This window comes from Kitasatospora sp. NPDC032150 (assembly GCF_055579945.1).
Genome location: NZ_JBVIMH010000017.1, coordinates 136,148 through 161,353 on the forward strand (window position 1 = coordinate 136,148; position 25,206 = coordinate 161,353).

At 72.7% G+C, this 25,206-nt stretch carries 23 protein-coding genes and 1 pseudogene; 12 read left to right on the forward strand and 12 right to left on the reverse strand.

Annotated elements, in window-relative coordinates:
• Window positions 1-67: 67 nt before the first annotated feature.
• From ACZ5ON_RS21280 to ACZ5ON_RS21290, 3 genes are all read right to left on the reverse strand, one after another.
• Complete coding sequence (locus ACZ5ON_RS21280) at window positions 68-862, reverse strand: hypothetical protein (protein ID WP_465594749.1); 795 nt, start codon at window positions 860-862, stop codon at window positions 68-70.
• Window positions 863-973: 111 nt separating this feature from the next.
• The gene (locus tag ACZ5ON_RS21285; protein ID WP_465594752.1) at window positions 974-2,008 is read right to left on the reverse strand and encodes a hypothetical protein; all 1,035 of its coding nucleotides are present in this window, start codon (window positions 2,006-2,008) and stop codon (window positions 974-976) included.
• Between the two features lie 58 nt (window positions 2,009-2,066).
• The gene (locus ACZ5ON_RS21290; protein ID WP_465594755.1) at window positions 2,067-2,423 is read right to left on the reverse strand and encodes a WXG100 family type VII secretion target; all 357 of its coding nucleotides are present in this window, start codon (window positions 2,421-2,423) and stop codon (window positions 2,067-2,069) included.
• 774 nt (window positions 2,424-3,197) lie between these two features.
• Between ACZ5ON_RS21290 and ACZ5ON_RS21295 the strand changes: the two genes are divergently transcribed.
• From ACZ5ON_RS21295 to ACZ5ON_RS21310, 4 genes and pseudogenes are all read left to right on the forward strand, one after another.
• Window positions 3,198-4,253, forward strand: a complete 1,056-nt coding sequence (locus tag ACZ5ON_RS21295; protein WP_465594758.1) for an Acg family FMN-binding oxidoreductase — start codon at window positions 3,198-3,200, stop codon at window positions 4,251-4,253.
• A gap of 340 nt (window positions 4,254-4,593) precedes the next feature.
• Window positions 4,594-5,373 carry a class I SAM-dependent methyltransferase gene (locus tag ACZ5ON_RS21300; protein ID WP_465594761.1) on the forward strand — a complete coding sequence of 260 codons (780 nt, stop codon included), beginning with the start codon at window positions 4,594-4,596 and terminating at the stop codon, window positions 5,371-5,373.
• Window positions 5,374-5,412: 39 nt separating this feature from the next.
• A pseudogene (locus ACZ5ON_RS21305) lies at window positions 5,413-5,619 on the forward strand (helix-turn-helix transcriptional regulator); the annotation flags it as partial.
• Window positions 5,620-5,745: 126 nt separating this feature from the next.
• Window positions 5,746-5,955 (forward strand): hypothetical protein, encoded by a 210-nt coding sequence (locus tag ACZ5ON_RS21310; protein ID WP_465594764.1) that lies wholly within the window; start codon window positions 5,746-5,748, stop codon window positions 5,953-5,955.
• 84 nt (window positions 5,956-6,039) lie between these two features.
• Here the strand turns inward: ACZ5ON_RS21310 and ACZ5ON_RS21315 are convergent, their stop codons facing one another.
• The 5 genes from ACZ5ON_RS21315 to ACZ5ON_RS21335 all read right to left on the reverse strand — a co-directional run bounded on the left by ACZ5ON_RS21315 (window position 6,040) and on the right by ACZ5ON_RS21335 (window position 10,132).
• Entirely contained in the window at window positions 6,040-6,720 is a 681-nt protein-coding gene (locus ACZ5ON_RS21315; protein ID WP_465594767.1) for a phosphonatase-like hydrolase, read from the reverse strand.
• Window positions 6,721-6,732: 12 nt separating this feature from the next.
• A complete protein-coding gene (locus ACZ5ON_RS21320; protein WP_465594770.1) occupies window positions 6,733-7,854 on the reverse strand; it encodes a TIGR03364 family FAD-dependent oxidoreductase in 1,122 nt (373 codons plus the stop codon).
• A 154-nt stretch (window positions 7,855-8,008) separates the two neighbouring features.
• Window positions 8,009-8,524, reverse strand: a complete 516-nt coding sequence (locus tag ACZ5ON_RS21325; RefSeq protein ID WP_465594773.1) for a pyridoxamine 5'-phosphate oxidase family protein — start codon at window positions 8,522-8,524, stop codon at window positions 8,009-8,011.
• Window positions 8,525-8,834: 310 nt separating this feature from the next.
• Complete coding sequence (locus ACZ5ON_RS21330; protein ID WP_465594776.1) at window positions 8,835-9,485, reverse strand: phosphatase PAP2 family protein; 651 nt, start codon at window positions 9,483-9,485, stop codon at window positions 8,835-8,837.
• Window positions 9,482-10,132 carry a DedA family protein gene (locus tag ACZ5ON_RS21335; protein WP_465594779.1) on the reverse strand — a complete coding sequence of 217 codons (651 nt, stop codon included), beginning with the start codon at window positions 10,130-10,132 and terminating at the stop codon, window positions 9,482-9,484. Before ACZ5ON_RS21335 ends, ACZ5ON_RS21330 begins: the two co-directional genes overlap by 4 nt.
• 112 nt (window positions 10,133-10,244) lie before the next feature.
• Here ACZ5ON_RS21335 and ACZ5ON_RS21340 point away from each other — a divergent pair, with 112 nt between their 5' ends.
• The 4 genes from ACZ5ON_RS21340 (at window position 10,245) to ACZ5ON_RS21355 (ending at window position 14,401) form a co-directional block, all read left to right on the forward strand.
• Window positions 10,245-10,613 (forward strand): BlaI/MecI/CopY family transcriptional regulator, encoded by a 369-nt coding sequence (locus ACZ5ON_RS21340; protein ID WP_465594782.1) that lies wholly within the window; start codon window positions 10,245-10,247, stop codon window positions 10,611-10,613.
• Window positions 10,610-11,590, forward strand: a complete 981-nt coding sequence (locus ACZ5ON_RS21345) for a M48 family metalloprotease (RefSeq protein WP_465594785.1) — start codon at window positions 10,610-10,612, stop codon at window positions 11,588-11,590. Before ACZ5ON_RS21340 ends, ACZ5ON_RS21345 begins: the two co-directional genes overlap by 4 nt.
• A gap of 116 nt (window positions 11,591-11,706) precedes the next feature.
• Window positions 11,707-12,708, forward strand: coding sequence for a carbohydrate kinase family protein (locus ACZ5ON_RS21350; protein ID WP_465594788.1), 1,002 nt, complete (start codon window positions 11,707-11,709; stop codon window positions 12,706-12,708).
• A gap of 385 nt (window positions 12,709-13,093) precedes the next feature.
• On the forward strand, window positions 13,094-14,401 hold the full coding sequence (locus tag ACZ5ON_RS21355; RefSeq protein ID WP_465594791.1) for a helix-turn-helix domain-containing protein: 1,308 nt from the start codon (window positions 13,094-13,096) through the stop codon (window positions 14,399-14,401).
• Window positions 14,402-14,551: 150 nt separating this feature from the next.
• Here the strand turns inward: ACZ5ON_RS21355 and ACZ5ON_RS21360 are convergent, their stop codons facing one another.
• Complete coding sequence (locus ACZ5ON_RS21360) at window positions 14,552-15,049, reverse strand: SsgA family sporulation/cell division regulator (protein ID WP_465594794.1); 498 nt, start codon at window positions 15,047-15,049, stop codon at window positions 14,552-14,554.
• Window positions 15,050-15,347: 298 nt separating this feature from the next.
• Here ACZ5ON_RS21360 and ACZ5ON_RS21365 point away from each other — a divergent pair, with 298 nt between their 5' ends.
• The gene (locus ACZ5ON_RS21365; RefSeq protein WP_465594797.1) at window positions 15,348-16,340 is read left to right on the forward strand and encodes a hypothetical protein; all 993 of its coding nucleotides are present in this window, start codon (window positions 15,348-15,350) and stop codon (window positions 16,338-16,340) included.
• Window positions 16,341-16,433: 93 nt separating this feature from the next.
• Here the strand turns inward: ACZ5ON_RS21365 and pepN are convergent, their stop codons facing one another.
• Complete coding sequence (gene pepN / locus ACZ5ON_RS21370; RefSeq protein WP_465594800.1) at window positions 16,434-18,977, reverse strand: aminopeptidase N; 2,544 nt, start codon at window positions 18,975-18,977, stop codon at window positions 16,434-16,436.
• A gap of 198 nt (window positions 18,978-19,175) precedes the next feature.
• Between pepN and ACZ5ON_RS21375 the strand changes: the two genes are divergently transcribed.
• Window positions 19,176-20,285 (forward strand): TerD family protein, encoded by a 1,110-nt coding sequence (locus ACZ5ON_RS21375; RefSeq protein ID WP_465594824.1) that lies wholly within the window; start codon window positions 19,176-19,178, stop codon window positions 20,283-20,285.
• A gap of 412 nt (window positions 20,286-20,697) precedes the next feature.
• Here the strand turns inward: ACZ5ON_RS21375 and ACZ5ON_RS21380 are convergent, their stop codons facing one another.
• Window positions 20,698-21,432, reverse strand: a complete 735-nt coding sequence (locus ACZ5ON_RS21380; RefSeq protein WP_465594803.1) for an SDR family oxidoreductase — start codon at window positions 21,430-21,432, stop codon at window positions 20,698-20,700.
• Between the two features lie 136 nt (window positions 21,433-21,568).
• Between ACZ5ON_RS21380 and ACZ5ON_RS21385 the strand changes: the two genes are divergently transcribed.
• Complete coding sequence (locus ACZ5ON_RS21385; protein WP_465594806.1) at window positions 21,569-22,174, forward strand: TetR/AcrR family transcriptional regulator; 606 nt, start codon at window positions 21,569-21,571, stop codon at window positions 22,172-22,174.
• 31 nt (window positions 22,175-22,205) lie between these two features.
• Here the strand turns inward: ACZ5ON_RS21385 and ACZ5ON_RS21390 are convergent, their stop codons facing one another.
• Window positions 22,206-23,123, reverse strand: coding sequence for a hypothetical protein (locus ACZ5ON_RS21390; protein ID WP_465594809.1), 918 nt, complete (start codon window positions 23,121-23,123; stop codon window positions 22,206-22,208).
• A gap of 641 nt (window positions 23,124-23,764) precedes the next feature.
• Here ACZ5ON_RS21390 and ACZ5ON_RS21395 point away from each other — a divergent pair.
• Window positions 23,765-25,206: DUF1906 domain-containing protein (locus ACZ5ON_RS21395; RefSeq protein ID WP_465594812.1), on the forward strand; the 1,442-nt coding region annotated here is incomplete at its 3' end.

Genomic DNA, 25,206 nt, shown 5'->3' on the forward strand with positions numbered 1-25,206 from the left:
ACGCTGAGCTCGGCTCTGACGCGACCGCCGCCGGGGGAAGGGCCCACCCGGCGGCGGCGGTCCGGCATCAGCAGTCCTTGAAGGCCGAACAGAGCGGCGCTTCGAGCGACTTGAGCACCACGGCGTCCGCCGGCGCCGGCCACGGGTGGGTGGGGTGGTCCGACCAGAGCGCCAGCTCGGTCACCGTCCGGCCGGTCAGCGACAGGTACTGGTGCAGGGTGTAGCTGCCGCCGCCCGACTCCAGGACGGTGACGGTCGCGGCCAGGTCGCTGTTGCCGGCGTCGCCGCCGGTGCTGGTCACCTTCGCGGTCGCGCCCTTGGCGCTCTTGCCGCAGCCGTTCAGCTCGTCCGCGAGCCCGCGGAAGAGGGCGTGTGCCATCTGCGCCCCGCCGCTGCTGGTCCCGGGGAAGTGGACGATCGTCTGCTGGACCTGCCAATCGGCGGAGTTCTGACCGGAGTTGAGGATCGCCTGGGCGGCGGGGCCCTTCCAGTCCGCGAGGTCGTTCGACGGGTCGCGGGGCGTCAGGCAGAGCTGCTCGAACTCGAACTTCGGGTTGCTGACGGCCTTCGCGGCAGCGGCCAGCGAACCCCAGTGGTACTGCGCCGCCATCGGGATGCCGTTCGAGGGCGTCCAGGCCGAGGCCGGTACGCCGTCCGCCGTGCCGGCGCCGGTGTTCTGCGACGGTGCGGGCGCGGTCTTGCCGGAGGGCGCGGCCGCGGGCGAGTTCGCGGCGCTCCCGGCCGGCGCCGGGGCCGCGCTGCTCGCGGAGGCGGACGGGTCGGCGGAGGGGTCGCAGGCGGTCAGCGAGCCGAGTACGACGAGCAGCGCGGCACTCGCCGCGGCAAGGGTGGTGCGGGACACGGGAATGGCTCTTCCTCGGGTGTGCGGGGCGGGCCTGAGGGGTTCGACGGGACGCGACTGGGCGCGGCGGCCGGTTAGGCACCGGTCGCCGCGCTGCCGCGCGGGCGGCGCTCAGTACCCCTTCGGCCGGCGGCCCGGGTCGGCCTGCTGGACGTTGTGGGACAGGTTCGAGCCGTCACGGGAGACGTGGTAGGTGTCCATGACGTAGTTCATGGACGCGCAGCAGTTGGCGACCGGGTCGTAGATATCGGTCGACGTCCCGGGCTGGTGGTACGCGGCGAAGGTGCCCGGTACGCACTGCCAGCCGCCACGGGAGGAGCCGGCGGGTGCGCCGTCGGGCATCCGCGAGCCGTGGGCGTTGCTGTCGCCCGTGTTCACCTGGGAGGTCGGCAGGTTGTAGGTGGACTCGCGCTCGGCGATGGTGAGCATGCCGCGCATCCAGTTGGCCCGGGCCTGCGGGTCGGTGATGCCCATCTTGTCCAGCGCCTGGTTGATGTAGTCCTCGGTGGCCGCCTTGCCGCTCTTCCACGACCCGGCACCGCCGTAGGTGACGTCCGAGACCGGGATCCTGCTGGCGGTGCTGACGTGCCCGTCGGGAGCGCCGTGGCTGCCGCCGCCACCGCCGCCCTCGTGACCGCCCGACCCGCCGTCGTGGCCACCGGAACCGCCACCGTCATGACTGCCCGAGCCGCCCTCGTGGCCACCCCCGCGGCCGCCGGAACCGCCGCCGTGGCCACCCGAGCCGCCGGGCTGGGGCTTCGGAGCAGTGGGCGGCGGGTTCTGGTGCTCGTGCTTCTTGAGGTCTTCCTCGATCTTCTTCTCGGTCGCCTCGTACTCGGCCTTCACCGCCCGCATCCGCTCGGCGCCGTCGGCGAGTTGCCCGATCAGCTTCTCCTTGTCGGCCTTCAGCCGGTCGGTCGCCTCCGATATCTGCTTGACGTCGTCGAGCACCTGGAAGGCGATCCCGAAGCCGGGTATACCGGCGAACTGGCTCGACGCCAGGTCGACCGCCGTCGCCCTGGCCAGCGTCTGCGAGATCTGCCCGAGCCGCTGGTTCAGCTGCTCCATCCGCTCGCCGGCCGAGCGCAGATCCTGCTCGATCCGGGCGAGTTCCTGCATCTGGTAGCCGAACTGGTCCTGTGCCATGTCGTGCCGATACCCCCGTCTTTCCTCGTTGTGCTGGAGAGAGCCGCCGGCCGGCGGCTCAGTAGGCGTTGGCCAGGCGGTCGACCGAAGCGCCCAGCCGGGCCAAGTCGTCGCCGACCGCGTTCATCTCGCCCACCCGCGCCTGCGCGTAGCCGACGAAGGCGTCACAGGCCGGTCCGTGCCAGGTCAGCTGCCCGAGGGCGCCGCTGATCTCCTTGGCCAGTCCGTCCATCTGCTTGCTCAGTTCGGACAGCTCGTTCGCTATCTGGTGCAGCTCCGCCTCGCCGCCGCCGAACATCTGGGTGAGGGCCCAGTGCGCGATCTCCGCCGGCGCCATGATGATGTCCTCGCCGACCTTGACGACATCGCCGGCCAGGTGCTTGGCGTCATCCCAGGCGTCCCCGAGAAAACTCATCCCAACTCCCCCATTACTTTCTCCACTGATGGCGCGTCAAGAGGCTATCGGACGGAAAACCGGCTGGGGAGCCCCCCTCTCGTAGTGGAATGCGAACCGCCGGTCGGGCAAGTTGCGCATTCTCCCGACGGCGCGTCATGCGCCGTTCACACGAAGTCCGCCGCGCCTGGAGTGATCGACAGCACCCCGGTCGCCAACACCCCCGTCCCGGATCGGACGACCTACGCCGAGCGGCTGGAGTCGGCCAAGTTGACATCCTCCCCGTGCTGAAGCGCGGGGATTCCGGCCGCGCCTGCGGTGCGGGGCTTGCGCCCCGTGCCGTTGGCGTTCCGGTGGGTTCCTCGTTCAACGGGCCGTGCCTGGTGCGGGATTGCCGCACCAGGCCTGACCGGCCCTCCGGAGGCGTTTAGCCTGTCCGCCTGTCCGGCGGCCAGGATGTTCCGAGCAGCGTTGAGGTCACGGTCATGCAGGACACCGCACACACCACACGCCCCCTGCACTGACGGCCACCGGTGCCCGCGACGGATCGGCACCGTCGCCCGACAGGTGCGCCAGAGCCATTGCCAACCCAGGAACCGAGGGCCGCCGGTGCGCCCCGCCCGTGCGTCGACCATCCGGAGGTGCGGGACCGGCCCCCGCAGGCCGGTCCGTTCGGCCCGCCTCGACGGGCCCTTCGGCCCTGCGGCCGGCGGGAACGCCCGGCCTACCGTGGAGTTGCCGGTGAGTCCGGCGGTCGTGAGCGACCGCCGCTGGTCGGGCAAGGAGAGACGGATCATGACCGAGCCGATCCTGACGACCGAGGAACTGCACCTGCTGGCCTCGGCCGGCGGCGCGGCACCCTCGCTGCACAACACCCAGCCCTGGCGCTTCGGCTGGTCGCCCGGCACCGGGGAGCTGCGGGTGTACGCGGACCGGGAACGTGCTCTTCCGCTCAGTGACCCGGACGGCCGCGCACTGCACATCTCGGTGGGCGCCGCCCTGTTCAACCTGCGGGTCGCCGCCCGCCACCTCGGCCGGCAGCCGGTGGTGCGGCTGTTCCCCGACGACGACGACCCCGACCTGTTCGCCGTGCTGGACCTCTCCCGGGCCGCCACCGCCCCGCGCGCCCTGGACCGCGCTTTCGGCCATGCCACGCACCCGTCCGGCCGCGACCTGTACCCCGCCATCGCCGACCGGCACTCCAGCCGCCTGCCGTTCGCCAACCGTGACGTGCCCGAGGCGGTACTCGGCGAGCTCATCGCGGCGGCCCGCGCCGAGGGCGCCGTCTTCTCCGCGCTGGAGGAGGACGGCGTCCGCCGGGTCAGCGACCTGACCGCGGAGGCCGAAAGGCGCACGGCCGACGACCCCGCACGCCAGGCCGAGATCAGGAAGTGGCTGCACCTGGAGGCGCCCGCGGCCGTGCCCGCTTCCGCTTCCGCTTCCGCTTCCGCTTCCGCTTCCGACGGCATCCCGCAGTACGCCCTGGGCCCGCAGGACCACGACGCCCACGTCCCGATGCGCGGCTTCACCGGCCACCCGCCGCAACCGAACATGCTGTCCCAGCGCTTCGAGGCGCTGCCGCAGCTGTGCACCATCGCCACCCTCGGCGACCTGCCCGCGCACTGGCTGCGGGCGGGCCAGGCCCTGGAGCACGTCTGGCTGCTGGCGACCGTCCACGGCACCCGGCTCTCGGTCCTGCACCAGGCACTGGAGTGGCCCGACACCCGCTGGGCGCTGCGCGACCCGGCCACCGACCCCGGGCACGTCCAGCTGGTCGTCCGCCTCGGCTACGGCCCGCCCGGGCCGACGACCCCGCGCCGGGCGGTGCCGGAGATCCTGACGGCGGACTGAGCGCCGCGACCGCGCCCGTACGGCACCCGGCCGCCGTACGGGCGCGGTGCCGGCCGGATCAGGGCCACGGGATGATCCACAGCGAGAATCCCCCGAAGATCACCGTGGAGATGCAGAACTGGATCCACATCCGGAGGGACATCGTCGGGCGCGAACGCCGACCAGACTTCCCGGCTCACCGTCGGGTGATCCTGTACGCGCTCTTGACGGCCCGCCAGATCCAACCGGCCCGGTCGCGTCTACGGCCCGACCGGGCCGACGATCCCGCGCCGAACTCACCGCCCGCTCGCCCAACCCCGGCCCCCGACAGGCCGCTTGACGGTCCAGGTAGTTTCGGATCATGAGCGAACGCAGAGCGGACGGCAGCGCGGGAGACGCGGACTACGGCACCATCGGCACCGGCTACGCCGACTACCGGCGGCCCGACCCGCGCATCGCCGGGGCGATCTCCCGGGCTCTGGGCGACGCCCGTACGGTGGTCAACGTCGGAGCCGGCGCCGGGTCGTACGAGTCGGAGGCACTGCGGGTGACGGCGGTCGAACCGTCGGCGTCCATGCGCGCCCAGCGGCCGGCCCACCTGCCGCCCGCCGTGGACGCCGTGGCCGAGCGGCTGCCCTTCGCCGACGGCGAGTTCGACGCCGCGATGACCACGTTCAGCGTGCACCAGTGGAGCGACCTCGGGGCGGGGTTGCGGGAGATGCGCCGGGTGGCGCGCGGTCCGGTCGTCGTCCTCACCTGTGACCCGGCGCTCGTCCGCGACTTCTGGCTGTACGAGTACGCCCCGCTGGTGCTGGACACCGAGGCCCGGCGCTACCCGGCGGTCCGGGACATCACCGAGGCCCTCGGCGGCACCGCGACCGTGCAGCCGGTCCCGATCCCGGCCGACTGCACCGACGGCTTCAACGAGGCGTACTACGCCCGCCCCGAGCGCCTGCTCGACCCCGGCGCCCGCCAGGCGTGCTCGGCCTGGAGCTTCGTGGACGCCGCCCTGGCCGAGCAGTACACCGACCGGCTGCGCCGCGACCTCCTCAGCGGCGCCTGGGACGAGCACCACGGCGCGCTGCGCGGTCAGCCCCGCTTCAACGGTTCGCTCGTCCTCATCCGGGCCCTCCCGGCCTGACGGGCACCCCGGCCGGCCGGGTCCGCCCCGGACCGGCCGGCCCGGCTGGGACGCCCGCCGATGGCCTACCTCACCTGGTGGCGCCTCACCTTCGCCGCCGCCCTGCTCCGCGACACCCAGGACCCCCTGGCCGCCATCGCCCGCCGCGTCGGCTACGGCACCCCGTACGCCCTCTCCCACGCCTTCGACCGGGAGTTCGGCACCACCCCGGGCCGCTACCGCACCGAGACGGCGGCCCGGACGTGAGCACTGCGGCGCGAACGGTACCGCCGGCCGTCCCGTAGTCAATACCGGCCACGCGAATGGCCTTCACCCGTTGCCTGCAGCGGACGGATTCGTGTGCCCGGACCGATACGCAGGAATACTTGGCACATGAGCGAAGGCCACCAGCGAACCAGATCCGTGACGTTCAAGGTGACGTGCCCCTACTGCGCCGACGGGGTGCGGTACCGGGTGCGGATGGGCATGCGCGGCACCACCACCGGGAGCGGCACGGTGCCGGAGACCTGCCAGTGGTGCGTGGGGCGCGGCTGGCTGGCGATGAACGGCCGGGCCTGGCGGTACGGGCCGCAGCGCGGCTGACCTCCCGGCCGCGCCGGTGAGGGCGGTCGCACAGCGACGCGTCCGGCCCGCCGGGGTACGGCGGGCGGGACGCGGGTGCCGCTCTCAGCCCGCCAGCAGCGCGGGCAGCTCGGCGATCGAGCCGAGCACATGGGTGGCGCCGTCGGCGCGCAGGCGCTCCTCGCGGTGGGCGCCGGTCAGGACTCCGGCGACCACGCTCGCGCCGGACCGGGTGCCGGTGAGCATGTCGTAGCCGGTGTCACCGACCACCGCGAGCTGGCGGACCGAGTCGGTGCGGGTGCGCAGCAGCGCGGTGAGCGGCATGTCCGGATACGGGCGGCCGCGTCCGGCGTCGGCGGGGCAGAGCGTCAGGTCGGCGATGTCCTGCCAGCCGAGGGCGGCGAGGATGCGGTCCTGGGTGGCCCGGGAGAAGCCGGTGGTGAGTGCCACCGCGCGGCCGTCGGCCCGCAGCTGCCCGATGGCCTCGGCGGCGCCGGGGAGCGCGGCGCAGTGCCCGGCGTCGATCAGGTCGTGGTAGGCGGTCTCGAAGGCGACGTTGGCGAGCTGGGCGCGCTCCTCGTCCTCGAACAGGTGGCGGAACACCGAGATCTTGGACTCGCCCATGGTGGCGCGGACGTAGTCCAGCATCTGCTGGTGGCGCTCGGTGCCGGCCTCGACGCCGAGCCGGTCGGCAGCGGCCAGGAACGCCTGCTCGACCAGGCCGTCGTCGGCCACGGTGGTGCCGGCCATGTCCAGGACGACGAGCCGGATGTCAGTGTTGGTCATGAATGACTGCCTTTACAGGTTGCAGATCTGTGCGGTGGTCTCGGCGATGGCGGGGGAGCAGGTCATGCCGCGGCCGCCCGGTCCGGTGACCAGCCAGACGCCGTCCCGGACCTGCTCGCGGTGGACGACCCTGGTGGTGTCGACGGTCTGCGCGTAGACCCCGGCCCAGCGGCGGCGGATGCGCGGCAGCGGGCGGCCGAGCAGCTCCTCGGCCACCTCGGACAGGTGCTCGTAGGGCTCCTCGACCACGTCGAAGCCGAACGGCTGGTCGTACTCGTGGGTGTCGCCGATGGTCAGGGAGCCGTCCCGGCGCTGGACCATCAGCAGCTGCATCTTGTGCTCGGCGGCGACCGGCGGCTGCGGCTGGGCGGCCCGCAGCTCGTCGAGCGCGGTGCCGGCGAAGGCGGGGTAGTAGCGGAAGCTGTCGCCGTCGGCCACCGAGGTGGCGAGCGGCTCGTCCAGCGGGTCGGTCTGCATCATCTGCAGCCGCACCCGGCGGACCGGCAGTTCGGGCGCCAGCTCCCTGACCAGCCCGCCGAGCCAGGCGCCGGTGCAGAGGATGACCAGGTCGCCCTGGTGCACCCGGCCGTGGTCGTCGCGGACCGCGTTCTCGCCGATCACCTCGCGGACCTCGCGGCCGGGCACGAAGGTGTAGCGGCCGCTGGCCTCCAGGGCCGCGCGCAGCGCGGGCTGGGCGAGCCGGGGTTCGACGGCGCCGTCCCGGGAGCACCACAGCGCGCCGAGGTACTTGCCGCGCAGCGCGGGGTTCTTGGCCCGCGCCTCGGCCGCGTCGAGCAGGCGGTAGCCGCGCTCCTCGGCGTCGGGCAGGGTCAACGCCTGCTCGGCGACGGCCAGTTCGGCCTCGGTGCGGATCATCGTGAGCGAGCCGTTGGGGCGGAAGTACAGCCCGGGCACCTTCTCCCCGATTCCGGCCCACAGGTCGCGGGCGCGCTGGGCGACGGCGAGTTCCTCACCGGCGGCCCGGCCGCTCACCCAGACCAGCCCGAAGTTGCGCACCGAGGCGCCGCGGGCCTCGCTCTCGCGCTCCAGGTGGACGACCTCATGGCCGCGCTCGACGGCCTGCCAGGCGTGCATGGTGCCGAGCACGCCTGCTCCTACGACGACGATTCTCATGTCTTCAGGCTGCGGCGGCGAGATGTCCGACCGGCGTCCTCCTGACTGCGCGGAGATGAACCGATCGGAAGAGTTGTACATACAACTGCATACAACATGGCCAAAGATGTACAGCCAACATCGACGCAGAGCGGCACCCGGCACGGCGCCCCGGTCAGCCGCGCAGCACCTGGGCCCGCAGGTAGTTGCGCCGCCCGAAGTGCGGCTCGTCCACCACCGTCAGCCGCTCCACCTGGAACCTGTACAGCGCCGCCGCCCCGCCGCCGGTGAGGAACTGGTGCCGCACCTCCGGGTCCTGGGCGAACGCCGGGTACCGCCGCCGGTAGGCCGCCAGTGCCGCCTCCGCCTGCCGGCCCCACGCCTCGCCCGCCCCACCGGTCAGCTGGACACCGCGCAGTTGCTCGCCGAAGGCCGGCGGGGGCAGGAACACCGTGGCGGCGGCACGGGCCTCCTCCGCCAGGTGCCGGCTGTGCCGGGTGGAGCGCTCGCTGACGAAGTAGAGCACCAGGTCCTCGTCATGGGCGAAGAAGGCGAGGTTGGCGTGCGGCCCGTGCTCCGGGGACGCGGTGGCGAGGGAGAGCACCATGCTCTCGGCCAGCAGCCCCTCGACCCCCTTGGCCAACTCCTCGGCGGGCCAGTCGCCCTGGGTGACTTCGAGCCGGTACGCCATCGGACATCCCCCTCCGGGCCGCTCGCCACCCACCACCACGGGGGCAGCAACGACTGAGCCGGGCAAGGGCCCTCCCTCACCCGGCTCTCCATGCTGTCCCTGCCCGGCCCAACCCTCAAGGGGTCGCGGGGAACTACGCGGACCGACCCGCACCTTGCGTCACACCCGTACCTCGAAACCCGGAGGACACCGGGAAATGCCAAGGGGCGCGGGGAACTCCGCGAGCGACCCGGCACCTCCGTCGAGGGCTGGTCGCGCAGTTCCCCGCACCCCTTCACCGCAATGGTTCAACCACCACGCTGGTTCAAGGTCAGTAGCGGCCCTGCCACTGCACCGCGGGCACCGCCGGCCCGCTGCCCAGCACCGGCGCCAGCGCCCCGCCGCGCAGCCGGTCGACCAGCGGCGCCAACCGTCCGGCCAGCAGCGCGAGCGGAATCCCGATCACCACACCCACCAACGCGCCGACCGCGACGTCGTGTGGGTAGTGCACACCGACCCAGACCCGCGAAGCGGCCATCAGCGCGGCGAACACCATGGCCGCCCAACCCAGCCGCCGGTAGGCGAAGACCAGCGCGGTGGCCGTGGCGAACGCGATCACCGAGTGGTTGCTCGGGAAGGACCAGTCACCGGGAACCGGGCAGGTCTCCAGGGTGACGCTGGTGGGCATCTGCTGGCACGGCCGGTTCTCCTGGACCAGGCCCTTGAGACCGGAGTTGACCGCATAGGCCGCGATCACGACCAGCGGCGAGGCCAGCACCCTGGCCATGACCACCGAGTCGTCCGAGCGGGCCTTCCACCAGCCGTAGATCATGAAGATTGCGAACAGGCCGAGACCGACGGCCGACCAGACCTTCACCAACTGGTCGAACCAGTGCGGGGACGAGTGCGCCCAGCCGATCACCTTGGTGTACAGGTCACCGTCGATGCCGCTGCCGTCGTAGGCGAGGAAGTACGGACTCACTGGGCAGCACCACCGGAACGTCGAGCGCGAAGGACTTCTAGGACAACTGGGATCACGGAGACAACTACTACCAGACCGATGATCGGCAGCAGATATCCGTCGATACCGCTCACGGTGGACCCGAGTCCGTACCCGGCCAGCACCACACCGACCGACCAGAGCACGCCGCCGGCCACCTGCCAGCGGGCGAAGACCCCGGCGGGTACGTCGAGCACCCCGCAGAGCGGGTTGAGCACCGTGCGGACCACGGGGATGAACCGCGCGAGCACGATCGCCTTGCCGTGGCCGTACTTGGCCAGCAGTTCCTCGGCCCGCTCGGCGCCCTGCCGCAGGCTCCTGCGGTTGCTGCGGGCGAGCAGGGCCCGTCCGCCCCGGCGGCCGATGAAGTAGCCGACCTGGGCACCGACCAGCGCCCCTGCCAGTGCGGCCGGGATCACCTGGGCGAGGTGCAGTTGCGGGCCCTTGGTGGCACCGGGCACGCAGAGCAGCCCGGCGGTGAACAGCAACGAGTCGCCGGGCAGGAAGAAGCCGACCAGCAGACCGGTCTCGGCGAACAGGATGACGGCGACACCCAGGGCGCCGAAGGCGGAGAGCAGCGACGAGGCGTCGAGCACGTTCACCGCGAGTTGGGCGGACGACTGGACCAAGACTGGCGGACCTCCCGTACGTTGGGACGCGGCCCCGCGAGGGGCGCCCGAATGTCTACAATGACGTAGACGGTCGACAGGACTGTAGACGATAACTCGGAGGGTGTGCGACATGACCGACGGACCGCAGTCGCGTCGCAGTGCCGGAGAGCTGGAAGCCCAGGTGCTGGCCGCACTCTGGAACGCCGGGCGGCCGCTGACCCCGCAGGACGTTCAGAGCGCCCTCGGCGACGGGCTGGCCAGAACCACCATCGCCACCATCCTCGGCAGGCTCCACGACAAGGGGACGGTCGAACGCACCAAGGCCGGGCGGGCCTTCGCCTACACGCCCACCGTCGAGGACCAGGCCGGACTCGCCGCCCGCCGGATGCGCAGCGAACTCGACCGGGGCGACCGCAGCACCGTGCTCGCCCGGTTCGTCTCCGACCTCTCAGCCGAGGACGAGCGCCTGCTCCGCCAGCTCCTCGGGGAGAACGAGTGATCGTCGCCGTCTGGGCTCCCCTGCTGCTGCCCTTCCTCGCCGTCCCGCTCGCCCGCCACCTCGCCGAGGCGCTCAGCCCGCGCCTCGCCGCCTGGGTGCTGGCCGGCACCGCCGCCACCACCGCCGGGGCGACCGCCGTCTCGCTCGGCCTGCTCGCCGCCGCCGGAATGCTGCGGCTGCCGATCGTCGCCGCGCTCGGCCACCTGGCGCCGCACCGACTGCCCGGCGGCCCCGCCTACCCGGCGGTCGCGGCCGCCGTACTGCTGGTGGCCGCCGCCGCGCTGCTGCTGCGCACCGGCCGCCGCCAGCTCACCGATCTGCGCCGCGCCCGCGACGCCGCCGACGCGGGACACCTCAGCTCCACCGACCGCCAGGACTGCACCGAGCCGGTCCGCCTCGGGCCGCTCACCGTCCTGGACGACGACCACGCCGACGCCTTCGCACTGCCCGGGCCGCTCGCCCGTCCCACCGAGCCCGGCCGGGTCGTGGTCACCACCGGCATGCTCCGCGCCCTCACCGGCCCCGAGCGCGCCGTCCTGGTCGCCCACGAACAGGCCCATCTCAACGCCCGCCACCACCTCTTCCTGGCGGCGACCGAGTACGCCACCGTGCTGCACCCCGCCCTGCGACCGCTGCGCGCACCGCTCGGCTACCAGCTGGAACGGTGGGCCGACGAAGCCGCCGCCCAGGCCACCGGCGACCGCGCCCTCACCGCCCGCGCGGTCGGGCGCGCCGCACTCGCCGCCGCCGCGGCGCCCCGGCCGCACCGGCCCCGGCTCGCCCCCGCCGCCCACTCCGGGCCGGTCCCCCGCCGGGTCGCCGCCCTACTGACCCCGCCCCGCCGCGGCCGCCGCACCGCGGGCCGCACCGCCGTCGCCCTGGCCCTCACCGCCTGCCTGGCCCTCACCACCTTCGCCGCCGCCGAGGCCACCGCCGACCTCCACGACAACGTCGAAGCCGCCCAGGCCCATCACTGACCGGAGATCGCACCACCCCGGGCGCCCGGGGAACCGCGCGCCCGCCCGCCGTCGTTGCGGCACACGGGCACCCGACCGCCCTGAACGAAACCGGAGGATCGAGGGAGACCGCGAGCATGCCCGTCCAGCCGATCACCGTCCTCGGCGAGTGCGTCGCCGACGCCTTCGTCCAGCCCCCCGCGCCCGGCGAGCCGGCCGCACCCGGCGAGCTGACCCTACGGGTGCACGCGGGCGGCGGCCCCGCCAACACGGCCGTCGGCCTGTCCCGGCTCGGCACCCCCACCCGCTTCGTCGCCCGCCTCTCCGAGGACACCTTCGGCCGGCTCTTCCGCTCCCGTCTCACCGCCTCCGGCGTGGACCTCTCGCTCAGCGTCCGCGCCGCCGAGCCCAGCACCCTCGCCGTCGCCGACCTCGACCCGGACGGCCGGGCGTCGTACTCGTTCCACGCCGAACGCACCGCGGACTGGCAGTGGCGGCCCGAGGAACTCGCGGCGGTACCGCTCACCGGCACCGCCTGCGTCCACACCGGCTCGCTGGCGCTGATCCGCGAACCCGGCGGCCGCGCCGTCGAGGACTTCCTCGACCACGTCCACCGCGCCCCGGACCGGCCGACCGTCTCGATCGACCCCAACGTCCGCCCGCTGCTGGTGGATCCGGCCCGCTACCGCGAGCGGCTGGACCGCTGGTGCGCAGCCGCCGACCTGCTCCGGCTCTCCGCCGACGACCTCGGGCTGCTGCTCCCCGGCGTCCCGCCCGAGGAGGCCTGCGACCGGTGGCACGCGGCCGGGGTCCGGCTGGTGGTGATCACGCTCGGCGCGGACGGAGCGCTGGCCTCGCTGGACGGCACCCGGATCACCGTCCCGGCCGTCCCCGTCCGGCTGGTGGACACCGTCGGCGCGGGCGACGCCTTCACCGCCGGGCTGCTGCACCGCCTGGGCAGCCGGGGCCTGCTCGGCGGCGCACTCGACGGGCTCACCGAAGGGGACACCGCCGACGCCTGCGCGTACGCGGCCGGGGTCGCCGCCCTCACCTGCGCCGTCCCCGGCGCCAACCCGCCCTGGGCGGACCAGCTCGACCAGGCGCGGGCCGGTGTCCCGGCTCACCCGCCAACCCCTTGATCGACCGATGATCCGCCGGATGTCAGCCCCTCGCGCGACCGCTGAACGGGTGAACCCCGGCCGGCGGAGTGAACGGGACCGCCGGGCCACGGGGAGCGCGGGACGCCGCGGGCCCCGTGACCGGTCGGTCTGCGGTGCGCCGAACCGCTCCCCCTCCGGTCCACCCCTCGGACTGCGGCCACCGCCGGAACGCGGGCCCGGGCCGTCACGGCGCGATACGAAATATCCGGCAACCCCGCCACCCGGCGAGCTCCCCGCCGTACCCTGTGTGCGGGCATCCGGGGGACATGACACACGGGCGGCCTGGAGGGCGACTCGACGGGGGGAGAGTGCGGTGCTGGACAGCGAGGGCTCGGCCCACGCAGGCCCGGTCTCACCTGGTGAGATGGCTAGGGTGCACGAACTCACCCTGGCCGGCGACACCTCTCCGGTACTGCCCCGGCCCGAGATCGGCGACTCCTGGGAGCGGCTTCGCCGGCTCGGCCTCGACCCCGAGCTCGGCCGCAACGTCGACCGGCTCAGCGCCGCCGAGGTCGAGCACCGCCGCCGCGAGACCCACCTCGCCGAGGTGCTCCCGGTGCTGCGCTCCACCCTGCTGCTGCCCTCCACCGGCGCCCCGCTGCTGTTCGCCGTCGCCGACGCGGAGGGCCATGTGCTCTGGCAGGAGGGCGCCCGCCACCTGCGCCGCAACGCCGACGGGATCGGCTTCGACGCCGGCGCCCGCTGGTCCGAGGACGCGGTCGGCACCAACGGCATCGGCATGGCCCTGCGGGTCCGCCGCCCGATGCAGGTCCACTCCACCGAGCACTACCTGCGCAGCCACCACGCCTGGACCTGTGTCGCCGCACCGGTCCACGACCCGCGCACCGGACGGCTCACCGGAGTGGTCGACCTCAGCGGACCGGCCCGCACCATGGCCCCGTACCTGCTCCAACTCGCCGCCACCGCCGCCCGGCTGGCCGAGGCCGAGCTGCGGGCCCGTCAGCTGGAGGCACTGCACCAGCTGCGCACCGTCGCCGCCCCGCTGCTCGCCCGGGTCACCGAGCCCGCCATGGTGGTGGACGACGACGGCTGGACCGCCGCCACCCTCGGCCTGCCGCCCCTCGCCCGGCTGAGACTGCCCGCCGACGGCTGGGGCTCCTCCGACATCCACTGGCTGCCCACCCTCGGCGAGTGCGCCGTCGAACCCATGGCGGGCGGCTGGCTGATCCGTCCGCTCACCGGCTCCGCCGGCGCCGTCGCCGAACAGACCGAACGGGCCGCCTTCCGCCTGGACCTGAGCCATCCCGACCATCCGAAACTGCTGGTCACCGGCGCGGCCGGCAGCTGGTCCCACGCCCTCAGCCCGCGGCACGCCGAGCTCCTGCTGCTGCTCGCCGTCCACCGCGAGGGGCGCAGCGCCGCCCAGCTCGCCGAAGCCCTCTTCGCCGACCCGGCGCGCACCGTCACCGTACGCGCGGAGATCTCCCGCCTGCGCCGCTACTTGGGCGGCCTCCTGGAGCACCGCCCGTACCGGATCGCCCACTCGGCCACCGTCTCCGTGGCCGGCCCCGCCGACCCCTACGACCTGCTCCCGACCTCCTCTGCCCCCGCCGTACGCGCGCTCCGCGCCGGCCTCCTCGCGGGCACGTACCGCCTGCCGGGTCAGGAGCGCGAGGAAGCGCCCGCAGCGGACGGTACGGTCACGCGCTGACTCCCGCGCCTCATGGCACCCCTGGCCGGGAGACCCGCCGACCGGCCCACCGTGCGCGGCCGTTCGCGGCCCCGCGCCCCGGGGCCTGCCCCGCCGAAGACGCCTGCCCCGCTGCCTCCACCGGGTACGTCCCGGAACCCGCCGGGCGCCCTAGGAGCCCACCAGCTGGGCGAGTTGCTCGTCCGTGGGCTCCACCGCCGCCTCCGCCGCCTCCGAGACGCAGGCGTACGTCCGCCTCAGCCACGACTTCACCGCGGCCCTGGACATCTCCAACAGGGCGCTGCCGTGCGGGGATTCCAGCGCGAGGTGGAGTGTCGAGCCGTGGCAGGGACAGTACGCGGGCCAGAGCTTCACATCGCCCTGGCCGCTCAGACCTTCGAGGCCGTCTCGCAGCAGTTGCCGGGAGAATACCCAGTCCGCCTCGTCCGCCCGGCCCAGGTGGAAGGTGAGCTGCACCTCGTACGGCCGCTGCGGGTCGTACCGGAAGCGCGTGCGCACCTCGCCGACCAGGTCCTTCTCCAACGCGATCCGCAGGGTCAGGACCTCCTCCACCGGCGCCGGAGCACCGGTGGTTCTGCCCGCCTCGTCGCCCGTGGGGGTGGCGGCGAGCGGCGGGTTGGCGGAGGCGGACAGCGGGTCGCGCGGCATGACGATCTCTCCGAGGCGGCTGGGGTTCAGGCCAGCGTGCTGCACGGTGCCGCGTCCGGCAAGAGTTGCAGAGGGTTGCAACCGGCCGTTGACCGACCGGGCCGCCGGCCCGCTCCCGGGCCTACACGAACACACATCAGACGCTTCGTCAATTATCGGACAGGTCATACCGGTAAGTGCCATCAGCCCGTTCCGTTCCGGGGCTGGCGGATCAGCGGCGTGCCGCTGATACCCTCGTCATCCAGCCCGGATGAGGCGTGGAGAGGACACGGCGGGGGACCTGGAAGGGCGTCCGACCATGAATGCGAAGCTTCGCGACAGGCCGCGCGAGCAGCGGCAGCGCGCCGAAGCGGCAGTGTGCGGCGCGCCGGTGCGCGGGCCCGTCGGCCTGGAGCACGCGGGCCAACGCTCCGGACGGCACGGCCGGCCCAGGCCGTTCGGTGGCTTCCGGCTGCCCGGTCTGCGCTTCTCCGGCGCTGCCATGGCGATGTCCACGGTGCTGGGGATCAGCGTCGCCACCACCTGGCTGCTCAACGAACAGCAGAACGTCGGCCGGCGTCCCGGGATGTCCAACGTCGGGGCGAGCCCGCCGCTGCCGAGCCCGGACGCGGCCGACGCGGCCGCCGGGCCGGCCACCCGCTCCCCGGGTTCGACGCCGACCGTGACGGCGTCGGCGGAGGCCAGGGCGCTCGGCACCCCCGAGGCGGCGCCCCGGACCACCCTGACCCCGTCCGCTGGCGCCCCGGTGTCCGGTACGCCCTCGGCGTCCCCGAGCGCCCCCGTCGGCGGCCGGACCTCCGCCGCCGCACCGTCGCCCGGCGCCTCCCGGCCCGCCGGCGGCACCGCGAGCACCGGCAGCCCGAGCGGCACCGCGAGCGGCGGCCCGGCGCCCCGGTTCAGCCCGCAGCCGGACAGCGGGCTGTCCGGAAGCGGCAGTTCCGACGCGGTCGGCACCACCGGTGTCCGGCACACCCTGGCACTGACCGTCGGTGAGAACGTGACCGCGCTCCAGGTCGAACTCCGGCTGGCCCGCCCCGAGGCGCTCCCCGGCACCACCCCCTGGAGCAGCCTCCCCGGCGCGGTGGTGACGGTCGCCCAGGAGCGCGGTGCCCTGGTCTACCGCTTCACCGCACCGGTCGGCCTCGACCTCGCCCCCGGCCGCTACACCTTCGGCGTCCGCGGCACCCGGCCCGCCGACGCCTCGGACCGGCCGCCGCAGGAGACCTGGGCCGCCTCCGCCTTCGCCCTGGACGCGCCCCGCGCCCTCGCCGTCCGCGGCGCCTTCGGCTGAGCCCCGCGCCGCCTCGGGCGCACCGCGCACCGCCCCGGTTGCCCGGGGCCGGGGCCGGGGCCGCCCGGACGGCGGCCCACCGGCCACCCGGGCTCAGCGCGAGCGCACCCGCACCGCCCGCAGCAGGTCGTCCACCTGGTCGCCGAGCACCCGCCGCAGCGAGGGCGTCAGGTCCTCCCGGCCCAGGCACTCCTCCGCCAGCCGCACCGTCTCCGGCTCGGTGTGCCCGGCGGGGAACAGCGCGCGGCCGAGCACCCTGGCCACGGTCGCCCCCCGCTGCGCCGCGTCCGGCAGCTCGGCGAAGTACCGCCGGACGTACTCCTGACGGAGCTCGTCCGCGCCCGACTGCCAGAACCCCTGAGCGACGGCGGTCATCAGGTGGTTCGACAGCGCGCCCTCGGTGAACAACTGCCGCCACGCCGCCGCCTTCGCCGCCGGCTCCGGCCGGGCGGCCCCGGCCCGGGCGGCACCCTGGCGGGCGCTGCTGCTCGGATCGGCGGCCAACTCGGCGGCGATCCGGGCCTCGTCGACCCGACCCTCGGCCGCCAGCCTGGCCAGGACGGCCCAGCGCAGCTCGCAGCTCAGCTCCCCGACCGGTGAGCCGTCGGCCAACCAGGCTTCCAGCTCGTCCAGTTGCTCCTCGCCGACGGCGTTCTCGATCGCGCCGCGCAGCGCGGCGACCCGCAGCCCGTCCTCGATCCCGGGGCGGGCCAGCAGCCGGCGCGACACGGCGGCGAGGCGCGCGGCAGCGGCGGGGCGCTCCTCGGGCGCCAGGTACTCGGTGACCAGCACCGTCCGGGCGAAGGTGAGGACGGCGTCGACCACCGTGTCCCGGTCCTCGCCGGGCAGCTGCGTTTCGACCAGGTCCAGGTACTCGGCGGGCGTCGACTCGCCGTCGCGGACCAGGTCGCGCGCGTTCTCCCAGAGCACGGCGCGGACCAGCGGGTCCTCGATCCGGGAGAGCGATCCGGTGACGGTGCGCCAGGAGTGCTCGTCCAGGCGGAACTTGGCCCAGGTGAGGTCGCCGTGGTTGGGCAGCAGCAGGTCGGCCCGCGCGGAACCGGTCAGCTTGGGCAGCGCCACCGGCCGGCCCGGCTCGACCTCCGCCTCGAAGCCGTCCCGCAGCACCAGGGCACCGTCCGCCCGCAGGTCGTACGCCGCGATGCCGACCCGGTGCGGCCGGGTGCCGCCCGAGGCCAGCTCGGCGGTGGCGACCCGGTCGGTCCCGTCGTAGCGGACGTCCAGCCGCAGGGTGTCCACGCCACTGGTGCGCAGCCAGCGTTCGGCCCAGCCGTGCACGTCCCGGCCGCTCCTCTCCGCCAACGCTTCCAGGAACTCGGCGAGTTCGGCGTTGCCGAAGCGGTGCCGGGCGAAGTGCTCGTTGATGCCTGCGAAGAACGCCTCGTCGCCGAGCCAGGCGACCAGCTGCCGCAGTGCGGAGGCACCCTTGGCGTAGGCGATGCCGTCGAAGTTGACCATCGCCTCGGCCAGGCTCTCGACCCCGGTGGCGGCGATGGGGTGGGTGCTGCTTCGCTGGTCGGCGTCGTAGCCCCAGCCCTTGCGCTTGACGCCGAAGCTGGTCCAGGCCCCGGTGAAGCGGGTGGACTCGGCGGCGATCCGGTAGCCGAGGTACTCGGCGAAGGACTCGTTCAGCCACAGGTCGTCCCACCAGCGCATGGTAACCAGGTCACCGAACCACATGTGGGCCATCTCGTGGGCGATCACCACGGCGCGCAGCTCGCGTTCGGCCTCGGTCGGGGCCGAGTGGAAGAGCATCTCCTCGCGGAAGACCACGCAGCCGGGGTTCTCCATCGCCCCCCAGTTGAACTCGGGCACGAAGGCCTGGTCGTAGCGGCCGAACGGGTAGCGCTCGTCGAAGAGTTCGTGCAGCCGGTCGAACGAGGCCCGGGTGACCTCGAAGATCTCCTCGGCCTCGCGGTCCAGGTCGGCGGCGAGCGAACGGCGGGCGTGCAGGCCGAGCGGGATCCCGTCGTGCTCGGAGTGAACGGAGTGCAGCGGGCCGGCGACCACGGTGAACAGGTACGTGCTGATCGGCTGGGTCGGCGCGAACTCCCAGTGGGCCGTGCCCTCCCCCGAGTCCGCGTCCGCGCGCCCCGCAGAATCCGTGCGCTCCCCCGGATCCGTGCGCTCCCCCGCGCCGTTGGCGACCAGCGTCCAGTCCGCCGGGGCGGTGGCGGCCAGGTGGATCGGGGCCTTGAGGTCGGGCTGGTCGAAGCAGGGGAAGACCAGCGGCGCGTTGTCGGGGCCGCAGGTCGCGTAGAGGTAGACCGCCCCGTCGGCCGGGTCGGTGAAGCGGTGCAGGCCCTCGCCGACCCGCGAGTAGCGCATCTCGGCCTCGACCAGCAGCTCGTTCTCGGCCGCCAGAGAGGTCAGTTCGAGGCGGTTCCCGTCGAGACCGGCGGGGTCGAGCTCCCGGCCGTTGAGCACCACCCGGTGCAGCACGGCGGGTCGCAGGTCGAGGAAGGTGGCGGCGCCGGGCTCGGCACAGCCGAAGCGGATCACCGTACTGCTGCCGAACACCTCCTCGCCCCGGGTGAGGTCCAGATCGATCCGGTATTCGCGAACCCGGACGAGTCGGGCACGGATCCGCGCTTCGGTACGTTGAAGAGCTCGCATCCCTGCATGCTCGCCCGGCGGTGCGCGGGCGGGCAAGGCTTTTCGCGGTCCGAGGACCGCCTGCCGGTCCGCCCGAGCCGTGCGGGGGCGCCGTCCGGGGGCCGGGCCACGGGCCGTCAGCGAAGGCGATGTGACTACTGTGGGACTGCTCGAAGTGCCGCAACCACCCAGCTCAGGAGGAGAACCGTGCCGACGGACCTGACCCCAGGCGGCAACGCGCCGCTCACCGCCGGCCGCGTGACGGTCGAGGTGACGGCCCCGAAGGCACTGGACGTCTCGGGGCTGCTGCTGACCGAGGCCGGAAAGGTCCGCTCGGACGCCGACCTCGTCTTCTACAACGCCCCCAAGGGCCCCGGCGTGACCCACCGCCCGGCCACCCGCAACACCCCGGGCGCGATCACCGTGGACACCGCCGCGCTGCCGCCCGAGATCAGCAAGGTCGTGGTCACCGCCAGCCTGGACGACTCCTCGGGGACCTTCGCCGGCACCGAGCCGACCGCGACGCTGCGGGACACCATCACCGGAGCGGTCCTGGTCACCTTCACCCCGCGCCGGCTCACCCGGGAGACCGCCCTGGTGGTGGTCGAGATCTACCGGCGAGGCGACGACTGGAAGGTCCGCGCGGTCGGCCAGGGCTACGCCAACGGCCTGGCGGGCATCGCCACCGACTTCGGCGTCTCGGTGTCCTCCTCCAAGCCCGCCGCCTCCGCCCCGGCACCGGGCGCCCTGCCCAAGGTCACCCTGGACAAGGGCCGGGTCAGCCTGGTCAAGGGCGGCTCGGTCTCGCTGGAGAAGAACGGCAAGCCGATGCTCTCCTCGGTCCGGATGGCCCTCGGCTGGGAGCCCGCCAAGCAGGGCCGCAACATCGACCTGGACGCCTCCTGCATCGCCTACGACGCCCAGCGGAACAAGATCGACACTGCCTGGTTCATGAAGCTCAGCGTCTTCGACGGCGCCATCGCCCACTCCGGCGACAGCCTCACCGGCGAGGGCACCGGCGACGACGAGTCGATCACCGTCCACCTGGAGGGCCTGCCCTCGGAGGTCTGCGGCCTGATCTTCGTGGTCAACTCCTTCTCCGGCCAGAAGTTCACCGACATCAAGAACGCCTACTGCCGCCTGCTGGACGGCAGTTCGGGCCGGGAACTGGTCCGCTTCGACCTCACCCACGCCGAACCCAAGACCGGCGTGGTGATGTGCAAGCTGATCCGCCAGTACTCCGGCGAATGGGTGATGACCGCCGTCGGCGAGTACGTCGACGCCAAGACCGCCCGGGGCATGGTCCAGCCGGCCGCCGCGATGCTCTGACCGCCCCGAGGCGCGGACCGTCCTGACGGCCGACCGGACGGTCCGCGACGGCCGGCGGTGCGGTCACCGACGGCCCGCAAGAGCGCCCGGCGGCAACCGTCGGACGGTCCGCGCCCGGCGGCGGTGCGCCGTTCCCCACGGGCGGTGCGGGCCCTGCCATCCGACTCGGACTTTTGTCCGGTTCTCGCTTGTTTGTCCCCCTCCTCAATGCGCCAGGCGCAAAGATGCCGCCCTGACAACGCCCTCAAGTCGCGCCCGTTGATACAGAGTGATCACAGGCCCCGCGGGCCGCAGAACTGAGGAGCAGGAGGAGAGTCATCGCCGTGCGGACCTCCCCCCTCGTAGCCAAGACAGCCGAGGAGATCCTCGACTCCCTGGCCCGCTTCTGCCGACGGATCTCCGGCGAAGGACACTAGCCTTGCGCGGTAGGACGGACGACGATGTCGCCCACGTCCACGTTGTCCGGCTGTTCGATAGCGAAGGCGATGGCTCGTGCGATGGCGTCCGGAGGGATCGCGATCTTTCCCATTGAATCGTTGATCTGGGCTTTCATCTCGGGCGCCATGGACTCCGTGAACTCCGTGCGCGTGACGCCGGGTGAGACGACGGTCACTCGCAGGCCGTCGCCGGCTTCCTGGCGCAGCCCCTCCGAAAGGGTGCGCACGGCGTTCTTGGTTGCGGCGTACACCGACTGGAGCGGGACGATGCGCAGTCCGGCCGTGGAGACGGTGTTGATGAAGTGTCCGAAGCCCTGCGCCCTGAAGACCGGCAGTGCGGCTGCGATCCCGTACAGGACGCCTTTGAGGTTGACGTCGATCATCTTCTCCCAGTCCTCGACCCGGAGGTCGTCCAGAGGAGAGATCAGGCCGATCCCGGCGTTGCTGACCAGGACGTCGATCTTGCCGAACCGGTCACGCGCCAGCTCGACGAGTCCGGACAGGTCCTCGCGCAGCGTGACGTCGGTGCGAGTCCACGCGGCTTCGCCGCCGGCTTCTGCGATCCGGGCGCCCAGGGCTTCGAGCCGCTCCGGTCGGCGTGCTCCGAGGACGACTTTGGCGCCTCGCTCGGCAAGCAGCAGAGCGGTCGCCTCGCCGATGCCGCTGCTGGCACCGGTGATCGCCACGACCTTGCCCTCGATTCCCGACATGATCGTCAGTCCTTCCAAGTGGAGGAGTTCGGGCAGGCCAGGCCATGCCCTAGAGTGAAAGTGGAGGCGCCACCACTTGTTGCAGATTAAGTGGATGCTCCTCCACTTAGCAAGCGGAAGAGGAAGGGACGCACCGATGGCTCGAGACGCCGGACGCCCGTTGAGAGCCGACGCACAACGCAACAGGGACAAGATCCTCGCTGCCGCAGTGCGCGTGTTCACGGAGGAGGGACTGGATGCGCACCTCGAGCGCATCGCCAGGGAAGCCGGCGTGGGCACGGCCACCCTGTACCGCAACTTCCCCACACGGGAGGCCCTGGTTGAGGCGGCCTACCGCAACGAAGTAGCCCAGCTGTGTGATGTCGTCCCGGACCTCCTGGCGACGAAACCGCCCCTCGAAGCCCTTCGCGCATGGACCCGCCTCTTCATGGACTACGCCACTGCCAAACTCGGCATGGCCGACGCCCTGCGAGCCGTGGCCGCCTCGGGGAGCAACCCCCACGCCCACAGTCACAACATGATCCAAGCCGCCATCGCCTCCCTGATGGACGCCTGCACCACTGCTGAAGCGATCCGGACGGACATCGGCCCGACCGACATGTTTGCCGCCCTCGCCGGCATCGCCCTCACCTCGGCGAAGCCCGAACAGCGGGAGCAGGCCGAACGCCTCCTCGACCTCACCCTGGACGGACTGAAACCCGCCAGCCGCACGGCAGCGGAGGGCCGGCAGGGAGGCGCGTGACTCTTCTCCCACTCGACGGAGAGGGCGACCGTCAACCTCGCGCGGCCAGGGCCACCCGTTCGCGCCAGCCGAGCTTGCCGCCGTTCCCGGCCACTCGGGCGGGGGCTGCCGCTGCCGATTCCTGGCGGCAACTCCCGCAGCATTGCTCGCCGTTGACTGGGCGGAAGGCGCGGTCGCAGCCCTCGCAGGACGTCAGCGAGGCGATCCGTACGGGTGCGGGCATCTTGTCCCGCAGGCGGCAGCGCAGCAGGGCCGACGGGCACTTCAGCTGGGCCGGCAGGCCGGCGGTCAGGGCGTGTCGCATGACTGCCGAACTCACGCCTCTGGCCAGCCACTCGGCGGCCAGCGGCAGCAGGCGCCCCACCTCGGCCGCGCCGAGCACGAGCCTCGGGTCGGTGCGCCGCAGCGACAGCAGGACCCGCTCGGCCTCAGCGAGCATCGCCGGGTCGGCCGGGCCGGCCTCGGGCCCCGAGTCCGGTTTCGGTTCGGGCGGGACCGGGAGGGGGGAAGTCTCCCCCTCTGTCAGTCTTTCTCCCGCAGGGAGGGCCGTGCCGGACTCCCGCGCGGCGGCCCCGCCGGGGGCTCGCCTTCCGGCACCCGGGCCGACCTTGGCGAAGTGCTCGGCGAAGAACCGCTCCGCCTCGGCTTCGTCGAGCGGCACGCTGGAGATCAACGACTCCGTCCGCACCTGCCCGGTGGCACTGCGCCAGCGCGCGCAGTGCAGCAGCCCGGCCCCGGACAGCTGACGGCGGGCCCGATCCGCCGTGATCCGGCCGCAGGGCAGCCCGGCCGCCAGCTCGGTGACCGTGGTGCCGCGAGCGCGCGAGGGCGGCAGCGCCAGCGCCCGTACCAGCAGCCGAAAGGCCGCGTCCGAGAGATTGTCGTCCCACACAAGCGTGTTGGCGATCTGCGTGAAGTCGCGCGAGGGCGCGATAACATGCCTGAGCATCCTTCAGTGGTCCTTGTCCACTCGACGGGTGTAGAGCCCGGCCCGGTGCGTCAACACCCGGCCGGGCTCGCCCCTTTCCGGCGGGGCGACCCGTTACGGCGGCCACGGTACACCCCGCCAGACACGCTTGGTGTCGATTTGACTACCGCCAGATACCGACGCTACCCGGGTGCGAAAGTGATGACTGTCGGAACGTCAGGCGCCACCCGGAGGTGGTGAATTCGCCAGGCGTCAACGCGGCACGTTAGTGATCAGTTGCCTAGCTGCCATGTCCCTGTCTGCGGCTCTGGTGAGACCGGCTCCGCTCGGCTCGCCGACTCGGGGCGCCACGGCAGAAGGCTCGGCTCCTTCGTTGGCGATCGATAGCGGCAAGCCGCTTCGGCAGGCCGTTGACAGAACGTTAGTCGTCTGTGGGCGGGCCCCGGGAAGATCACTGCGTCGAACGGCCACAGCCTGCTTCCGGTGGCGGCCCCGGCCGGTAGGAATCGAACGGGACACAACGATGTCTCCGGCCCAAGAGGAGTGACTCATATCTGCTCGTACGTCGAAGTCACTGCTCTGCTCACCGGTTCCCGCACCACGGCCTGCGCTACGCCCGGGCTACTGAGCGGCACCATCGCCGCCCAGATGGGGTCCAGTCGGTGACCAGTCGGCGCCGCGACACCTCTGACGAAACCGCATCCGCCTTGAAACCGGTGATTATGCACACACCTCTGCCCATACCCGTGCCCACAGCCACCGCGCGCCGTCGCCGGTACCCGCGATCGCTGCTCCTCGGTGGTCTGGCAGCCGCCGTCTGCGCCATGCCCGCAAGCCCCGCCCACGCGGCCTCGGACACGACGGGCCGTCTCAAGCAACTCTCCTACCACGGGCACGTGTTCAGCATTCCCACTTCCTGGCCGGTGTTCGATCTGACCGCCAACCCGTCCACCTGCGTACGCTTCGACCAGCATGCGCTGTACCTCGGAACGCCGGGCAAGGATCAGCAGTGCCCGCCTCGGCTGACCGGCCGCACAGAGGCCCTCCTCGTCGAACCGGCAACCACCCCGGCAGCTGCACAGGGGACGACGGACAACTCCGTGGCGCACGAACTCGACGCCGCCGCAGGTGACATCAAGGTCACCGGCACCTATGACGAGGACAAGTCCCTCGTCAGTGGAATCCTGGCCAAGGCCGCCCTGCCCACCGGCAACCCGAAACGGCCCCGGACCGCGACGGCGGCGAACGCCGGCCCAGCCGACAGCGCGGCAGCCGCTTTCCTGCCCGCCAGCGTGACGAACTACGTCGGCAAGGGCTTCGAGGCCTGCACCGCGCCAGCGTCTGATGCGATGAACACCTGGCTGGCCAACTCCCCCTACGGCGCGGTCGGCATCTACATCGGCGGCCCGAGCCGCTCGTGCGGCCAGCGCAACCTCACCGCTTCGTGGGTCCAGCAGCAGGCCGCCGCCGGCTGGCATTTCATGCCTCTGTACGCGGGCGCCATGGCCGAGAAGATCAGCTCGCCGGACAGCGAGGGAACCGCTGCCGCCGACGATGCGGTGAACCAGGCCCAGTCCCTCGGTTTGGGTGTCGGAAGCGTCCTGTACGAGGACATGGAGAGCTACAACTCGACCTACAGTGCCAACGTGCTCGGGTACCTGTCCGCCTGGACCAAGGAGCTCCACGCGCGTGGCTATGTCTCGGCGGTCTACAGCAGCTCCTCCTCCGGTATCTCCGACCTTGTGCGGAACCTGGGCGGTTCCTACGCCATGCCGGACGTCGTCTTCGACGCGAACTGGAACGGGGTCGCCGACACCGACGACCCGATCCTGCCCAGCGGAGCGTGGGCGAACCACCAGCGCGTCCACCAGTACAGCGGAGACGTCCAGGAGACGTGGGGCGGGGTCGAGATCGGGATCGACCGCGACTACCTCGACGTCGCGACTCCGGTCACCGAGAACTACTCGTTGTTCACCAGTTCTGCTGTCACCGACAAGGCCGGCACCGTTCACGTCTTCCGCATCAACCAGAGCAACGGTCACCTCACCGACTCCTACCGCCCCAAGGGCGGCAAATGGGCGGCCCAGGACCTCAACACCAAGGC

What these genes read in the sequence shown, in the direction of transcription:
- ACZ5ON_RS21285 (WP_465594752.1), bottom strand. Translation starts at nt 2,008, where the DNA reads ATGGCACAGGACCAGTTCGGCTACCAGATGCAGGAACTCGCCCGGATC.
- ACZ5ON_RS21290 (WP_465594755.1), bottom strand. Translation starts at nt 2,423, where the DNA reads ATGAGTTTTCTCGGGGACGCCTGGGATGACGCCAAGCACCTGGCCGGC.
- ACZ5ON_RS21295 (WP_465594758.1), top strand. Translation starts at nt 3,198, where the DNA reads ATGACCGAGCCGATCCTGACGACCGAGGAACTGCACCTGCTGGCCTCG.
- ACZ5ON_RS21300 (WP_465594761.1), top strand. Translation starts at nt 4,594, where the DNA reads ATGAGCGAACGCAGAGCGGACGGCAGCGCGGGAGACGCGGACTACGGC.
- ACZ5ON_RS21310 (WP_465594764.1), top strand. Translation starts at nt 5,746, where the DNA reads ATGAGCGAAGGCCACCAGCGAACCAGATCCGTGACGTTCAAGGTGACG.
- ACZ5ON_RS21315 (WP_465594767.1), bottom strand. Translation starts at nt 6,720, where the DNA reads ATGACCAACACTGACATCCGGCTCGTCGTCCTGGACATGGCCGGCACC.
- ACZ5ON_RS21320 (WP_465594770.1), bottom strand. Translation starts at nt 7,854, where the DNA reads ATGAGAATCGTCGTCGTAGGAGCAGGCGTGCTCGGCACCATGCACGCC.
- ACZ5ON_RS21325 (WP_465594773.1), bottom strand. Translation starts at nt 8,524, where the DNA reads ATGGCGTACCGGCTCGAAGTCACCCAGGGCGACTGGCCCGCCGAGGAG.
- ACZ5ON_RS21340 (WP_465594782.1), top strand. Translation starts at nt 10,245, where the DNA reads ATGACCGACGGACCGCAGTCGCGTCGCAGTGCCGGAGAGCTGGAAGCC.
- ACZ5ON_RS21350 (WP_465594788.1), top strand. Translation starts at nt 11,707, where the DNA reads ATGCCCGTCCAGCCGATCACCGTCCTCGGCGAGTGCGTCGCCGACGCC.
- ACZ5ON_RS21355 (WP_465594791.1), top strand. Translation starts at nt 13,094, where the DNA reads ATGGCTAGGGTGCACGAACTCACCCTGGCCGGCGACACCTCTCCGGTA.
- ACZ5ON_RS21360 (WP_465594794.1), bottom strand. Translation starts at nt 15,049, where the DNA reads ATGCCGCGCGACCCGCTGTCCGCCTCCGCCAACCCGCCGCTCGCCGCC.
- ACZ5ON_RS21365 (WP_465594797.1), top strand. Translation starts at nt 15,348, where the DNA reads ATGAATGCGAAGCTTCGCGACAGGCCGCGCGAGCAGCGGCAGCGCGCC.
- pepN (WP_465594800.1), bottom strand. Translation starts at nt 18,977, where the DNA reads ATGCGAGCTCTTCAACGTACCGAAGCGCGGATCCGTGCCCGACTCGTC.
- ACZ5ON_RS21380 (WP_465594803.1), bottom strand. Translation starts at nt 21,432, where the DNA reads ATGTCGGGAATCGAGGGCAAGGTCGTGGCGATCACCGGTGCCAGCAGC.
- ACZ5ON_RS21385 (WP_465594806.1), top strand. Translation starts at nt 21,569, where the DNA reads ATGGCTCGAGACGCCGGACGCCCGTTGAGAGCCGACGCACAACGCAAC.
- ACZ5ON_RS21390 (WP_465594809.1), bottom strand. Translation starts at nt 23,123, where the DNA reads ATGCTCAGGCATGTTATCGCGCCCTCGCGCGACTTCACGCAGATCGCC.